Raw genomic sequence first — 13,138 nt, forward strand, 5'->3', positions numbered from 1 at the left:
TCATTCCGGGTTGTCCACCAGGCTCTGCGCCGCCCGCGCCGCAAGCGACAGCGCCTTGCGCGCGTACGCCGGGGACGCCCCGGCCAGCCCGCAGGTCGGCGTCACCAGCACGCGGCGGCCCAGCAGCTCCGGGGCGAACCCGAGCCTGCGCCACAAGGTCCTGACCCCCTGGACACTACCGGCCGGGTCGGACACCGCCTGGTCAGTGGAGGGCACGACACCAGCGAGGATCGCGGTGCCCGCCTCGACCGCCTCGCCGAGGTCGTCGTCCGCCCGCTCGGTCAGCAGCGAGAAGTCCAGCGAGACCCCGGCCACCCCGGCCCGGCGCAGCAGCGGGATCGGGACGTCCGGCGCGCAGCAGTGCACGACGACGGGCACGTCCAGGCCCCGGATCACCTCGCGCAGCACCTCCTCGGCGACCTGCCGGTCCACCGAGCGCAGCCGCTGGAAGCCGCTGGCGGTCTTCACCTGGCCGGTCAGCACGGCGGGCAGCGAGGGCTCGTCGAGCTGGAGGACCAGTTGGGCGCCCGGCACCCGACTGCGGACGTCGGCGAGGTGACGGCGCAGGCCCTCGGTGAGCGAACCGGCGATGTCCCGGCAGGCGCCGGGGTCGGAGAGCGCCTTCTCGCCGTACTTGAGCTCGATCGAGGCGGCCAGCGTCCACGGCCCGACGGCCTGCAGCTTGAGCGCGCCCTGGTAGCCCTGGGTGAACTCCTCCAGCGCGTCCAGGTCCTCGCGCAGCCAGGAGTGGGCGCGCCGGGTGTCCCGGCCGGGGCGGTCGGCGAAGCGCCAGCCGCTCGGCTCGGTCTGTGCGAACAGCTCGACCAGCAGGCCGGCGCCACGGCCGATCATGTCGGCACCCGGCCCGCGGGCGGGCAGTTCGGGCAGGAACGGCAGCTGCTCCAACGCCCCGGTGGAGGTCTTGGCGGCCTCCCGGGCGTCGGTGCCGGGCAGCGAACCGACGCCGGTGGCGGCGCCGCGCAGGTCGGGGAAGGGCTGTGGGGTGCTCACCCGCCCGAGCCTAGTGCGCGGCGCCGCGCGCGTTTCAGCGCCCCGGGCGGACGGTGATGTCGGTGAGCTCCGCGTCACGGGAGGCGTCGAGGGCGGCGAGGATCGCCTTGGCCACCGACTCGGGGGCGATCCAGCGGTCCTCGTCGTAGGCCTTGCCCTCCTGCTGGTGCACCTTGGCCTGCATCGCGGTGGCGGTGCGGCCCGGGTAGACCGAGGTGACCCGGACGCCGTTGGCGTGCTCCTCCTGGCGCAGCGCGTCGGCCAGCGCCTTCAGGCCGTGCTTGCTCGCCGCGTAGGCCGACCACTCTGCGTGGGCGTTCAGGCCCGCACCGGAGTTGACGAACACCACGTGCCCCTTGACCAGGCGCAGCGAGGGCAGCAGCAGCCTGGTCAGCTCGGCCGGGGCGAGCAGGTTGACGTTGAGCGTCTCCTGCCAGGCCTTGACCGGCAGCTCGCCGACCGTGCCCAGCTCGACCATGCCGGCGACGTGCAGCACGGAGTCCAGCTCGACGGGCAGCGCCTGGTGGCCGAAGGCCCAGGAGAGCTTGGCCGGGTCGCCGAGGTCCCCGACCAGGGTCTTCGCCCCGGGGAAGCGCTCGCGCAGCTCGGCGGCGCGGCGGGCGTCGCGGGCCAGCAGCCAGAGGTCGTCCCCGCGCTCGGCGAGGCGTTCGGCGAGGACGGCGCCGATGCCGGAGCCGGCGCCGGTGATCAGATGAGTGGCCATGGTGGTGATCCTCTCAGGCCTTGAGCTGCGCGAAGACCTCGGCCGGGGTGTCGGCGAACCGGATCAGCTCGGCGAGCGGGCGGGGCAGGAAGCCCTCGACGTCCATCCGCTCCATCTGCGTGCGCAGGCCCACGTAGAAGCCCTCGGTGTCCAGGACGATCACCGGCTTGTCGAACATGCCGTGCTTCTTGAGCTCCAGCACCTCGGTCACCTCGTCGAGGGTGCCCAGCCCGCCCACGAGCACGACGATCGCGTCCGCCCGGGCCGCCAGCTCCGCCTTCCGCTCGGCCAGGTCACGGGTCATGACGAGCTCGTCGGCGCCGACGTACCCCTTGTGCTTGAGCATCTCGACCAGCACCCCGACCAGCTTCCCGCCGGCCGCCTTCACCTCGTCGGCCAGCAGCCCCATCAGCCCGGCGTTGGACCCGCCCCACACCAGGGTGTGGCCACCTTCGCCGAGGAGCCGCGCGAACTCGGCGGCGGGGGCGGTGTAGCGGTCGTCGAGCGAGTACGCGGAGCAGAAGACTGTGATGTTCATAGTGCCATCTGGTCTATCACGCCCCGGCGCACTCACTCACCGGCTTTAGGCCTCGGCCAGCCTCCTCCGAGCATCAGTCCTGGTACGGGACGAGCTTCGCCAGGCTCAGCGAGAAGCCGAAGGGCTCCGGAATGCTGATCGCGTCGCCGAACTTCCGGTCGCTGCGGGTGTGGTACCGGTCGTGGTTCGGCTCGGAGAACAGCGTCACCGTCTGCTGACGCGGGTCCACGATCAGATCAGCGGGATGCGCATCACGGCGTAGTCGTGCAGCTTGTCCATCCAGTCGTTGCCCGGATTGGACGGCGAGACGATCTCCACCGCGATCAGGGCTTCCACGGCGGGAGCCTTGTTGCCCGGCTGGGAGAGGACGTCCAGCGGGAGGTAGGTCAGGTCCGGCTCGCGCCCCTTGGAGGCATCCGGGCTGACGATCTCGCTCCGCTCGCTGGGCAGATAGCCGTCCGGAGCATGCTGCTCGAACTGCCTGCGCACCTGGGCCACATTGAGCTGGTGGATGTTGGACGGCGACGCCTGCACGATCAGCGTGTCTCCGGACCATTCGATCCGGACGCCTTCCGGGGCGATCCGCTCCAGTTCCTCGATGAAGTCGCGGTGCTGCTCGTAGAAGGTCATGCCGTCCTCTCCGGAGGGTGTGCCGGCGGCGGCGAGTTGCCGATTCGGCCTTCGGGCTGCTGAGAGCTGGTAGCAGTCCACCTCCCGGGCCCGGGCAGTCACGTTGTCCCGTGCGAGGAAGCCGCGCAGCCGGCACTGCGAGTATGCCAGGAGCGTTCGATCCGGCCGGGTCGACAGGGTGATCGTCCCCCTTGGCCGGCACTGCTGCTCACGCGCAGGAGGGCAGGAGCCCCCGGCCCGGGTGGGCATGTCGGTCCGAGAGGACACCCAGGACGGCGACCAGACCGGCTGCGAGACGGTCCGCGGGGTCGGCGCCGGGCGTGTTCTCGGGCCGGTGGGACGCCAGGCGGGCGGCCAGCCAACCCGGGGACGCCCAGCCCGCCCGGACGGCCATGGTGGTGAACCGGCGCAGCAGGTCGTCCTCCGGGACGGCGCGGGCGGGCTCCTGGAGGTCGGGCGGCAGGTGCTCGGTCATCCGCTCCCAGCCCGTGGGGTCGGGCGGCGGCGGCAGCGGTGCCGGTGCGGGCTGTTCGCTCGCGCGCGGAGTGGTACCCGTCACTACAACAGCAACCATCTTCTTGTCCTGGTAAGGGACTTCCTGGTTGCGTCCGCACGTGCGGAGCGACGAGCCCGCACGTGCGGATTTGTCCGGCTCCGCACGTGCGGACTTCCGTTCGCCGCAGCGCGGCCTCGGCAGCGCCGCAGGTGCGGACTTCACCGACTCCGCACGTGCGGACTTACCGGCGGCGCAGCGGAGTTGCTCCTGCTTGACGCGCCGGGCGTCGGCGCGCAGGACGGCGAGGGCGGCGTCCCAGTCGGGGACGCCGCCCAGGGGCACGGTGACGGCGTAGCCGCGAACCCGGGTGCCGGAGGGGCCGTGGACGAGGGCCATGACCCCGGCCGCCTCGGCGGCCCGGTAGAAGCCGGGGACGGAGTCCTTGGAGACCCGGCAGGCCCGGGAGAACCAGAGGTTGGACGGCGGGCAGTGGAGGTTGGTCCCGTCCGCGTCGGCCTTCTGCGCGGCGTGCATGAGGAAGAGGACGAAGGACGGCCCGAGGGACTTCCAGGGCCCACCGGTCGGGACGCTCTGCATCCACTGCCCGATGCGGACCCGGAACTCGTTGGCGGGCGGGGTGCCGGTGGGGCGGGAGAGGGCGAGGGCTTCGGTGGTGACGGCGACGGGCACGTTCGGCCTTTCGTGGCCGATATGCGAGCCGGAGCGCGTCCGGGCTGGCATACTGGCCGAGGTGTTATGCGCGTGCGCCGGAACCGCCAAGTTTACGGGCGTACGCGGGAATGGCCACCGCCCAACTGGGCGGTGGCCATTGCAGTTTACGCCGACAGATCAGCGGATTTGACGGACAGTCATGAATTCACTGCGGCGAGTGCTCGCGCATGAGTTCGGGATGCACGCTACGCGAGGTAGGCCTGCTGCCACTCCAACGAGGTCATCGACAGTGCCGCCTCGGCGAGTTGGCGGGCGGACTCGGTCTTGAGGCTGCCGAGACTGCTGTCGATCCACAGGAGTGCTCCGCGATGGTCTCGGGATCCTTCACCCCGGCGATCCACCAGCCCGACCGCTTCGCCCGCTTGAGCATCCCCGCCTCGAAGAGGTACCCGCCGCGCCCTTTGCCTGCCGTTCTCAACCATGGCCGTCCTTCTCCTGTCCCGGATCCATCACCACGTCTCCACCCCGTCCCGCAGATACCGTGAGCCGCCATCCGCGATCGCTCTCACAGCCGCGTTCAGCCGGTTCCGCTGGCGGGTTCGCAGCCGGTCGGCGGCCTCCGGCGCGGACAGGAAGACGGCCTCGGACAGTTCGTCGTCGTGCGGCCGCACCCGCGCGGCCAGGTCGGACGAGAGGGTGCCCGCGTCGAAGATGAACGCGATCTGGTCGTCCCACGGGCCGTGCGGGGCAACCCAGTCCACGACCAGCAGGCGGTGGACCGTGATCTCCAGGCCCAGTTCCTCGCGCAGTTCCCGCACTGCGGCCTCGTCCGGCGACTCATTGGCCTCAGCCATCCCTCCGGGCAGGTCCCAACCCTCCTTGTAGGTCGGGTTGACGGTCAGGATGCGACCAGCCTGGTCGCGCAGGATCACGTCCGCAGAGACGCGCTTGCGAGCCTGCCGGGCATTGCCCTCGGCGAGGTAGGCGTGCCAGGCATCGGTGTCGGTGGGTGCGGGTCTCACGTTGAACCTCCCCGAGGCGACGGGATGATGTCGGCGAGCAGGAGCAGCCGGGCTCTGCGCGCCTCATCGAATCGTGCCAGGTATTCACGCACCGGGCCGTACTCGCGGTACCGCCCGAAGAGTTCACCGAGGCCATCCATCTGATGGACGACTCGGACGGACCCGAGGGTCGGGCTGCTGGTCAGAAGTTCTGTTCCGACGCCGATTGCGGCGTCCAAGTCTCCGCAATCGGCGTGGATGCGTGCGAGGGTGATGCGGCTGAATGTGAGCGAACGCGCGCGGCCTTCTTCCCGTAGGACCACAGCCTGCTCACCGCATCGAAGGGCAAGCTTGGAGCGGCCCAGGTCGCTGAACGCCAACGCGGACTCGCTGGCGAGGGTAGCGTCGTCGAAAGGGCTCAACCACGGATGCTCATCATCAGCTCCAACCGCAAGTGCGGTGTGAGCGTGGTCGAGTGCCCGCGCCGCCGGACCGTGCTGCCGAGAGGCTGCCAACGCTCGGGCCATCATGGCGTTCAGCCGAGCCATGAGGCCTGGCAGATGCGGGCCCTGGCAGGCCATTTCGATGCCGACGGTAGCCCAGTGCACGGCCTCCGCCGAATCGCCGGCCTGGAGGGAAAGGTGGCTGGTGCTGGCTGCTACGTGTGCCATCAACGGCAGATCGCCGGAGGCGCGGGCGAGAGGGAGCGCGCGAGCGAAGTGCCGGGCAGCCAGGTCGTCACGGCCGGAGTCGTGGGCCATCCAGCCGGCCATCTCAGTGAGCGCAGCGGCGGCAGCGAACACCTGCGGGCCGCTCGCAACATCGACCAGACGCGGCGCAACCTTGCCGGAGAGATGGTGAACCACAGCCGAGTACAGGCGTCCACCTCCCGCCTGCCGATCCGCACGGCGAAAGGCATCCACGGTGGCCAGGTCGTCGCCGTCGGCTTCCGGTAAAGCCTGCGCAAGGGGCGAGGGTCCAGGAGTGGCGTCCGGCTCCCATGACCTGCGGGCAAGACCGAGCAGTTGCCCCGGAATGTGGAAGGCGTCGGCGATCTGCTCGAACAACGCCAACTTCTCGACCCTGGTCTTGCCGTTGGGGCGCCAGCCCCCGCCCGTTCGGGAAGGTCGTGCACGCCGACCTCCCGACGCCCAAGCCGACCTCTCCGTGAGCCGGCAGCCGCCGGACGACGGTTTCGATCCCGAAGACGCGCCGCCGTCCGTTTCCGACCCCGATCTCGATCCCGATCCCGATCCCGATCCCGACCGAGTCTGGGCTGCCCTGGGGGTGTCCGCCGCTGCCGGGCTGCACATCGTCGTTGCGGCCCTGATTCTGATCAACCGCTCCCACTGAAACCCCCGCCCGTGCCGCCGGGCCAGCGGCACGGGCGGCAGGCAGTAACCCCACCGGCTCCCGCCGTCCGGCGAAGTGGCAATCCACGGTCGACAGCGGAGGCATCCCCGAGGGCGGTCGCGCGCCCTCGGGGAGCTGCCGCCCGGTATACCCGAGGCGGCTGAGCATCACCCGGCAGGCATCCGCCTGTCGCAACCAACCAGCACACGGAGGTACAGAGATGGGTAAGCGCAGCGGCGGCTCCGGCGACGGCCAGGGCGGCAAGCAGCAGGACGACTCCAACAAGGGCGCCGGACACGGCGGCGGCGGGTCCGACGAGGGCGGCAACAGCAGCGACGGCAAGGCCCCGGCGGAGTGACCGGCGAAACGCACCAGGAGGCGGGCCCCCAGGGGCTCGCCTCCGCGCTGGTGGCCGGCGGCGCACTCTCCTCGGACTGGCTCCCCTCCTTCAACGCGGTACCCCGCGAGCTGTTCGTCCCGGACCGCATCTGGCCGGGCATCGCGGACGGCACCCGCCAGAACCCCGTGCTGTATCGGTCACAGGACCCCGAGGCGTGGCGCAGGGCCGTCTACTCGGACATCCCGCTGACCACCCAGTGGGACGACGGCAACCACCAGGGCGACGGGCTCGGCACCACCCCGAGTTCCTCCAACTCCATGCCGACCATGGTGTTCTCGATGCTCCAGGACCTCGACGTCCGCCCGGGCCACAAGGTGTTGGAGGTCGGAGCCGGCACCGGCTGGAACGCGGGCCTCCTCGCCCACCGCCTGGGCAACCACAACGTGGTGACCGTCGAGTACGACCCTCACGTCGCACGCGGCGCCCGCGAGAACCTGCACCGGGCCGGACTCGCACCGACCGTGATCGAGGGCGACGGACGCCACGGCTGGCCGGACGACACCCCCTACAGCCGGATCATCGCCACCTGCTCCCTGCTGGAGATCCCTCCCGCATGGCTGGAACAGACGGCCCCCGGCGGAATCATCGTCGCCCCGTTCGGCACCGAGTACGGCGGCGAGCAGATCATCCGTCTGACCGTGAACGACGACGGGACCAGCGCGAGCGGCAAGTTCACCCGAGGCTCCGCGTTCATGCGACTCCGCCACCAGCGCACGGACCGGCCGTCGTTCGACGCCTACCTGCACGGGAAGGAGTGGCCAGCACACGGGGTGCGGAGCACCACCAGTCTGTCCCCTCGGGCCACGGGCGGGTGGTTCGAGCAGTTCGTCATCGGATCCGGCGTACCCGGTACGTTCTGGCGGACAGAGCGCTACGGCAACGACGCCTACACACTGTGGCTCTACAGCCGCGACACCCTCTCCTGGGCCTCCGCCGACTACGAGCGCGACCGCACGAGGTACGAGGTGTACCAGTCCGGCCCCCGGAACCTCTGGGATGAGCTGGAAGCGGCCTACCGGTGGTGGGCGGACCAGGGCCGCCCCGGGTGCGGGCGGTTCGGCCTGACGGTCACCTTGGAGGGCCAGCACGTCTGGCTGGACTCCCCGGGCAACCCCGTCCCGCAGCACTGAGCGAGCCCGGCCGTCCGCACCGGACGGCCGGGCACTCGGAGCCGGACTACGCCCGGACCGCCGGGCGCTCGGTGCTGGCGATGGTGGCCGAGCCGACCACCCGGGTGCCGTCGTACAGCACCACGGCCTGGCCGGGGGCGATGCCGCGCACCGGGCTGTCCAACTGCACCCGCAGCTCGCCGTCCACGACCGACGCGCTCACCGGCACCTCCTCGCCGTGGGCGCGCAGCTGGGCGGTGTAGCGGCCGTCGGCGAGCGGCTCGGTGCCGCACCAGCGCGGCCGGATCGCGGTGAGCCCGGTGACGTCCAGGCCCTCCAGCGGGCCGACGGTGACGGTGTTGTTCACCGGCGAGATGTCGAGGACGTAGCGGGGCTTGCCGTCCGCCGCCGGGCGGCCGATCCGCAGGCCCTTGCGCTGGCCGATGGTGAAGCCGTACGCGCCGTCGTGCTCGCCGAGCTTGGTGCCGTCGGCGTCGAGGATGTCGCCGGTGGCGGTGCCGAGGTGCTTGGCCAGGAAGCCCTGGGTGTCGCCGTCGGCGATGAAGCAGATGTCGTGGCTGTCCGGCTTCTTGGCGACGGCCAGGCCCCGGCGCTCGGCCTCCTCGCGGATGACGTCCTTGGTGGTGTCGCCGAGCGGGAAGAGGGAGTGGGCGAGCTGGTCGGCGTCGAGCACGCCGAGCACGTAGGACTGGTCCTTGGCGGCGTCCACCGCGCGGTGGAGCTGGCGCTCCCCGGACGGCAGGTCGACGATCCGGGCGTAGTGGCCGGTGCAGACCGCGTCGAAGCCGAGCGCGATCGCCTTGTCCAGCAGCGCGGCGAACTTGATCTTCTCGTTGCAGCGCAGGCAGGGGTTCGGGGTCCGCCCGGCCGCGTACTCGGCGACGAAGTCGTCGATGACGTCCTCGCGGAAGCGTTCGGCGAGGTCCCAGACGTAGAACGGGATGCCGATCACGTCGGCCGCGCGCCGCGCGTCCCGGGAGTCCTCGATGGTGCAGCAGCCGCGCGCGCCCGTGCGGAAGGACTGCGGGTTGGCGGACAGCGCCAGGTGGACGCCCGTCACCTCGTGCCCGGCTTCGGCGGCGCGGGCGGCGGCGACGGCGGAGTCGACGCCGCCGGACATCGCCGCGAGCACGCGCAGACGGCCGGTGGACGGAGCGGTCGGGGCACCCGGGAAGTCAGTCATGGTGACTACAAGAGTACGTGGCCGCCGTTCCATGCCCGGCCGCGCGGAGGAACTACCGCCGCACCGAGGCCAGCCCCGCGTTGTGGGCCCGCTGGACGGCCGGGGCGAGCGCCTCGACCAGTGCCGTCACGTCCTCGCGCACCGAGGTGTGCCCGAGCGAGAACCGCAGCGAGGCCCGGGCCAGCAGCGGGTCGACGCCCATCGCGAGCAGCACGTGGCTGGGTTGCGGCACCCCGGCCGAGCAGGCCGAGCCGGTGGAGCACTCGATGCCCTGGGCGTCGAGCAGCATCAGCAGCGCGTCGCCCTCGCAGCCGGGGAAGGAGAAGTGCGCGTTGGCGGGCAGCCGCCCCTCGGGGGCCGGGTCACCGTTGAGCACCGCGTCGGGGACGGTGGCCAGGACGGCGGCGATCAGTTCGTCGCGCAGCGCGCCGAGCTCGACGGCGTGCTCGGGCTGGCGCTCGACCGCGAGGGCCGCGGCGGCGGCGAAGCCGGCGGCGGCGGGCGCGTCCAGGGTGCCGGAGCGGACGTCGCGCTCCTGGCCGCCGCCGTGCAGCAGCGGGACGGGCGCGGCGCCGCGCGAGAGCAGCAGCGCGCCGATGCCGAACGGGCCGCCGATCTTGTGCCCGGTGACGGTGAGCGCGGTGAGCCCCGACCCGGCGAAGGAGACCGGAACCTGCCCGAGCGCCTGCACCGCGTCGGCGTGCACCGGGATGCCGTACTCGGCCGCGACGGCGGCGAGTTCGCGCACCGGCTGGACGGTGCCGACCTCGTTGTTGGCCCACATCACGGTGACCAGCGCGACCGAGCCCGGGTCGCGCTCGATCGCCTCGCGCAGCGCCTGCGGGTGCACCCGGCCGAGCGGGTCGACCGGCAGGTACTCGACCTCGGCGCCCTCGTGCTCGGAGAGCCAGTGCACCGCGTCCAGCACCGCGTGGTGCTCGACCGGGCTGCACAGCACCCGGACGCGGGCCGGGTCGGCGTCCCGGCGGGCCCAGTACAGGCCCTTGACGGCGAGGTTGTCGGACTCGGTGCCCCCGCCGGTGAGCACGATCTCGCTCGGGCGGGCGCCCAACGAGTCGGCCAGCGACTCGCGGGCCTCCTCGACCACCCGGCGGGCCCGGCGGCCGGCCGCGTGCAGGGACGAGGCGTTGCCGACCACCCCCAGGTGCGCCGACATCGCGGCGATCGCCTCGGGCAGCATCGGCGTGGTCGCCGCATGGTCCAGGTATGGCATAACCATCCGATTGTAGAGGGCGCTCCCCGGGACCCGTCCCGGTGTGTGCACTGATCCGGCCACCGGGCGGTCACCGGGTGGCCACCGGGCCGCTCCCCGGGCCGCTCCCCGGGCCCGCGGCCACCGGACGCCGGTGTCCGGTACCCGTTTGACCCGCCGCGCGGCCGAGCGGTTAGCCTGACGGACGCTTCCCACGGACGGACCCCCGGCCCGGCCCGCGGGCACTTCCCAGGACACCTCCCAGGACACTTCCCATGTCACTTCCCATCGGCGCGGACAGGAGCGGGCCGCCATGTCGCAGTCGGTCGACCGCGCCCTGACCCTGCTCGGGTCGCTCGGCGACGGGCCGGTCACCCTGGAGCAGGCCGCGACCAGCATCGGGGTGCACAAGTCCACCGCGCTGCGGCTGCTGCGCACCCTGGAGGAGCACGGCTTCGCGCAGCGCCAGCCCGATCTGCGCTACCGCCTCGGCGGCCGGGTGCTCTCGCTGGCCCACCGGGCGCTGGAGGAGATCGACGTCCGGCAGGTCGCCGCGCCGTACCTGGCGGAGCTCAACGCACGCTGCGGCTACACCGTCCAGCTGGCCGTGCTCCAGGACGGCGAGGTGCTGTACCTGGACGAGGTGGCCGGCAGCTGGGCCGGGCCGGGCGCCGGGCGGCCGTCCCGGATCGGGCGGCGGGCGCCGGCCGGCGGGACGGCGATCGGCCGGGTGCTGCTGGCCGGACTGCCCGAGGACGGCACCCCCGACGAGGCACTGCCGGCCGAACTGGCGGCGGTGCGGCGCCGGGGCTGGGCGGCGGAGTCGGCCGAGCACCGGGAGCCGGTGACCTGCGTGGCCGCGCCGGTGGCGGGCAGCGGCGGCCGGACGGTCGCGGCCTGCGCGCTGAGCGCCCCGGCGAGCCAGGTGCCGCCGGCCGAACTCGCCCGGATGGTGCCGGAACTGCTCTGCACGGCGGAGGCGATCTCGCTCGCGTACGGCGGCTCGCCTACTCCTCGCTGGTGCGAGAACCGTTGCGGTGCCAGGCCCGCGGGGCGCGCCAGCCGTACTTCAGGGCGAGCATCCGCAGCCCGAAGGCGGTGAGCGCGGCGGCGGTGCCGGTGGCCCCGGTCAGCCGGTCCGTACCGATCAGCACCGCCACCAGGGCGGCGCCGACCAGGGCCGGAACGGCGTAGATCTCCCGGTCCCAGCGCAGCAGCGAGGGGATCTCGCCGGCCAGCACGTCGCGGATCACCCCGCCGCCGGCCGCGGTGACCATGCCGAGCGCGACGGCCGACACCGCGCCGAGCCCGTAGTCGTGCGCCTTGGCGGTGCCGGTGACGCAGAACAGGCCGAGGCCGAGGGCGTCCAGGGTCTGCACCGCCCGGTTGATCCGCTCGACCTCGGGGTGCAGGAAGAACACCACCAGCGCGGCGCCCAGCGGGGTGAGGAAGTAGCCGAGGTTGCTGAACGCCGCGACGGGCGTCGCCCCGATCACCAGGTCCCGGATCACCCCGCCGCCGAGCGCGGTGACCTCGGCCAGCACCGCGATGCCGAAGATGTCCATGTTCTTGCGGACGGCGAGCAGCCCTCCGGAGAGGGCGAAGACGAAGATGCCGACGAGGTCCAGCGTCTGCTGCACGTCGGAGGGGAAGATCTGCGAGGTCACCGGACAACTATGACCCGGGTGGTCCTCCCCCTCCGACGTCCGGCGTCAGGCCGTGGCGACCGCCGCCGCGTTCTCCGGATTCTCGGGGAAGTGGCACGCCACCTGGTGCCCGGTCTTCAGCGCGGTCAGCGGCGGCTCCTGGCTGGCGCAGACGTCCTGGGCCTTCCAGCAGCGGGTGCGGAAGCGGCAGCCGCTGGGCGGGTTGATCGGCGAGGGGACGTCGCCCTTGAGCAGGATCCGCTCGCGGCCGGCCCGCTGGCGCCGGCGCGGGTCGGGCACCGGCACCGCGGACATCAGCGCGTTGGTGTACGGGTGCATCGGGCTCGCGTAGAGGGAGTCGCGGTCGGCGATCTCGACGATCTTGCCGAGGTACATCACCGCGACCCGGTCCGAGACGTGCCGGACCACCGAGAGGTCGTGCGCGATGATCAGGTAGGTCAGGCCGAGCTCGCGCTGGAGGTCGTCCAGCAGGTTGACCACCTGGGCCTGGATGGAGACGTCCAGGGCGGAGACCGGCTCGTCCGCGATGATCATCTTCGGCCGGAGGGCGAGCGCCCGGGCGATGCCGATGCGCTGGCGCTGGCCGCCGGAGAACTCGTGCGGGTAGCGGTTGTAGTGCTCGGGGCTGAGCCCGCACAGCTCCAGCAGCTCCTGGACGGCCTTCTTGGTGCCGCCCTCGGTCTCCACCTTCTGCAACCGGAACGGCGCGCCGACGATGGTGCCGACGGTGTGCCGCGGGTTGAGCGAGGAGTACGGGTCCTGGAAGATCATCTGGATGTCGCGGCGCAGCGGCCGCATCGCGCCGACGCCCAGGTGGGTGATGTCGGTGCCCTCGAACTCGATCTTCCCGCCGGTCGGTTCGTCGAGCCGGGTGACCAGGCGGCCCATCGTCGACTTGCCGCAGCCGGACTCGCCGACGACGCCGAGCGTCTCACCGGCGTTGACGGTGAAGTCGATGCCGTCGACGGCCCGCACCGCGCCGGTCTGGCGGCGCAGCAGTCCGCCGCGGATCGGGAAGTGCCGGGTCAGGCCGGTCACCCGGAGCAGCGGCTCCCGGTCGGAGGCGGGCGCGGGCGCGGGGGTCGTGGCCGCCTGAGTGTCCGTCATCGGTTCTCTCCAG

General features: G+C 72.3%; 16 protein-coding genes and 1 pseudogene. 4 read left to right on the top strand and 13 right to left on the bottom strand.

Features of this window, described 5'->3' with window-relative positions:
- From ACIPLC_RS05805 to ACIPLC_RS05845, 9 genes and pseudogenes are all read right to left on the bottom strand, one after another.
- The gene (locus tag ACIPLC_RS05805; RefSeq protein WP_400471419.1) at positions 1 to 1,011 is read right to left on the bottom strand and encodes a methionine synthase; all 1,011 of its coding nucleotides are present in this window, start codon (positions 1,009 to 1,011) and stop codon (positions 1 to 3) included.
- A 34-nt stretch (positions 1,012 to 1,045) separates the two neighbouring features.
- On the bottom strand, positions 1,046 to 1,735 hold the full coding sequence (locus tag ACIPLC_RS05810) for an SDR family oxidoreductase (RefSeq protein WP_400471421.1): 690 nt from the start codon (positions 1,733 to 1,735) through the stop codon (positions 1,046 to 1,048).
- 13 nt (positions 1,736 to 1,748) lie between these two features.
- On the bottom strand, positions 1,749 to 2,273 hold the full coding sequence (locus tag ACIPLC_RS05815; protein WP_400471422.1) for a TIGR00730 family Rossman fold protein: 525 nt from the start codon (positions 2,271 to 2,273) through the stop codon (positions 1,749 to 1,751).
- 73 nt (positions 2,274 to 2,346) lie between these two features.
- A complete protein-coding gene (locus ACIPLC_RS05820; RefSeq protein ID WP_400471424.1) occupies positions 2,347 to 2,502 on the bottom strand; it encodes a hypothetical protein in 156 nt (51 codons plus the stop codon).
- Positions 2,503 to 2,504: 2 nt separating this feature from the next.
- A complete protein-coding gene (locus ACIPLC_RS05825) occupies positions 2,505 to 2,903 on the bottom strand; it encodes a Uma2 family endonuclease (protein WP_400471426.1) in 399 nt (132 codons plus the stop codon).
- Between the two features lie 208 nt (positions 2,904 to 3,111).
- Positions 3,112 to 4,089 carry a hypothetical protein gene (locus ACIPLC_RS05830; protein WP_400471428.1) on the bottom strand — a complete coding sequence of 326 codons (978 nt, stop codon included), beginning with the start codon at positions 4,087 to 4,089 and terminating at the stop codon, positions 3,112 to 3,114.
- A 337-nt stretch (positions 4,090 to 4,426) separates the two neighbouring features.
- Positions 4,427 to 4,501, bottom strand: a pseudogene (locus ACIPLC_RS05835) (HAD family hydrolase); the annotation flags it as partial.
- A gap of 79 nt (positions 4,502 to 4,580) precedes the next feature.
- Entirely contained in the window at positions 4,581 to 5,093 is a 513-nt protein-coding gene (locus ACIPLC_RS05840; protein ID WP_363633237.1) for an NUDIX hydrolase, read from the bottom strand.
- Entirely contained in the window at positions 5,090 to 6,139 is a 1,050-nt protein-coding gene (locus ACIPLC_RS05845; RefSeq protein WP_400471430.1) for an XRE family transcriptional regulator, read from the bottom strand. Before ACIPLC_RS05845 ends, ACIPLC_RS05840 begins: the two co-directional genes overlap by 4 nt.
- A gap of 100 nt (positions 6,140 to 6,239) precedes the next feature.
- Here ACIPLC_RS05845 and ACIPLC_RS05850 point away from each other — a divergent pair, with 100 nt between their 5' ends.
- The 3 genes from ACIPLC_RS05850 (at position 6,240) to ACIPLC_RS05860 (ending at position 7,955) form a co-directional block, all read left to right on the top strand.
- Entirely contained in the window at positions 6,240 to 6,425 is a 186-nt protein-coding gene (locus ACIPLC_RS05850; RefSeq protein ID WP_400471432.1) for a hypothetical protein, read from the top strand.
- A gap of 220 nt (positions 6,426 to 6,645) precedes the next feature.
- Entirely contained in the window at positions 6,646 to 6,783 is a 138-nt protein-coding gene (locus ACIPLC_RS05855; protein WP_400471434.1) for a hypothetical protein, read from the top strand.
- The gene (locus tag ACIPLC_RS05860) at positions 6,780 to 7,955 is read left to right on the top strand and encodes a methyltransferase domain-containing protein (protein WP_400471436.1); all 1,176 of its coding nucleotides are present in this window, start codon (positions 6,780 to 6,782) and stop codon (positions 7,953 to 7,955) included. Before ACIPLC_RS05855 ends, ACIPLC_RS05860 begins: the two co-directional genes overlap by 4 nt.
- Positions 7,956 to 8,001: 46 nt before the next feature.
- Here ACIPLC_RS05860 and mnmA read toward each other — a convergent pair whose 3' ends face one another.
- Together mnmA and ACIPLC_RS05870 are read right to left on the bottom strand one after the other, a co-directional pair.
- A complete protein-coding gene (gene mnmA / locus ACIPLC_RS05865; RefSeq protein WP_400471438.1) occupies positions 8,002 to 9,138 on the bottom strand; it encodes a tRNA 2-thiouridine(34) synthase MnmA in 1,137 nt (378 codons plus the stop codon).
- A gap of 52 nt (positions 9,139 to 9,190) precedes the next feature.
- A complete protein-coding gene (locus tag ACIPLC_RS05870; protein WP_400471440.1) occupies positions 9,191 to 10,372 on the bottom strand; it encodes a cysteine desulfurase family protein in 1,182 nt (393 codons plus the stop codon).
- Between the two features lie 292 nt (positions 10,373 to 10,664).
- On the opposite strand from ACIPLC_RS05870, the gene ACIPLC_RS05875 reads away from it, so the two are divergent.
- Positions 10,665 to 11,453, top strand: coding sequence for an IclR family transcriptional regulator (locus ACIPLC_RS05875; RefSeq protein ID WP_400471442.1), 789 nt, complete (start codon positions 10,665 to 10,667; stop codon positions 11,451 to 11,453).
- Here ACIPLC_RS05875 and ACIPLC_RS05880 read toward each other — a convergent pair.
- Together ACIPLC_RS05880 and ACIPLC_RS05885 are read right to left on the bottom strand one after the other, a co-directional pair.
- Complete coding sequence (locus ACIPLC_RS05880) at positions 11,359 to 12,018, bottom strand: trimeric intracellular cation channel family protein (RefSeq protein WP_400471444.1); 660 nt, start codon at positions 12,016 to 12,018, stop codon at positions 11,359 to 11,361. The two genes, ACIPLC_RS05875 and ACIPLC_RS05880, sit on opposite strands and share 95 nt — an antisense overlap.
- A gap of 45 nt (positions 12,019 to 12,063) precedes the next feature.
- The gene (locus tag ACIPLC_RS05885) at positions 12,064 to 13,125 is read right to left on the bottom strand and encodes an ABC transporter ATP-binding protein (RefSeq protein ID WP_400471446.1); all 1,062 of its coding nucleotides are present in this window, start codon (positions 13,123 to 13,125) and stop codon (positions 12,064 to 12,066) included.
- Positions 13,126 to 13,138: the final 13 nt, after the last annotated feature.

Source organism: Kitasatospora sp. NPDC086801 (genome assembly GCF_044745805.1).
Taxonomy (GTDB): Bacteria; Actinomycetota; Actinomycetes; order Streptomycetales; family Streptomycetaceae; genus Kitasatospora.

What these genes read in the sequence shown, in the direction of transcription:
- ACIPLC_RS05870 (WP_400471440.1), bottom strand. Translation starts at nt 10,372, where the DNA reads ATGCCATACCTGGACCATGCGGCGACCACGCCGATGCTGCCCGAGGCG.
- mnmA (WP_400471438.1), bottom strand. Translation starts at nt 9,138, where the DNA reads ATGACTGACTTCCCGGGTGCCCCGACCGCTCCGTCCACCGGCCGTCTG.
- ACIPLC_RS05885 (WP_400471446.1), bottom strand. Translation starts at nt 13,125, where the DNA reads ATGACGGACACTCAGGCGGCCACGACCCCCGCGCCCGCGCCCGCCTCC.
- ACIPLC_RS05815 (WP_400471422.1), bottom strand. Translation starts at nt 2,273, where the DNA reads ATGAACATCACAGTCTTCTGCTCCGCGTACTCGCTCGACGACCGCTAC.
- ACIPLC_RS05855 (WP_400471434.1), top strand. Translation starts at nt 6,646, where the DNA reads ATGGGTAAGCGCAGCGGCGGCTCCGGCGACGGCCAGGGCGGCAAGCAG.
- ACIPLC_RS05875 (WP_400471442.1), top strand. Translation starts at nt 10,665, where the DNA reads ATGTCGCAGTCGGTCGACCGCGCCCTGACCCTGCTCGGGTCGCTCGGC.
- ACIPLC_RS05810 (WP_400471421.1), bottom strand. Translation starts at nt 1,735, where the DNA reads ATGGCCACTCATCTGATCACCGGCGCCGGCTCCGGCATCGGCGCCGTC.
- ACIPLC_RS05825 (WP_400471426.1), bottom strand. Translation starts at nt 2,903, where the DNA reads ATGACCTTCTACGAGCAGCACCGCGACTTCATCGAGGAACTGGAGCGG.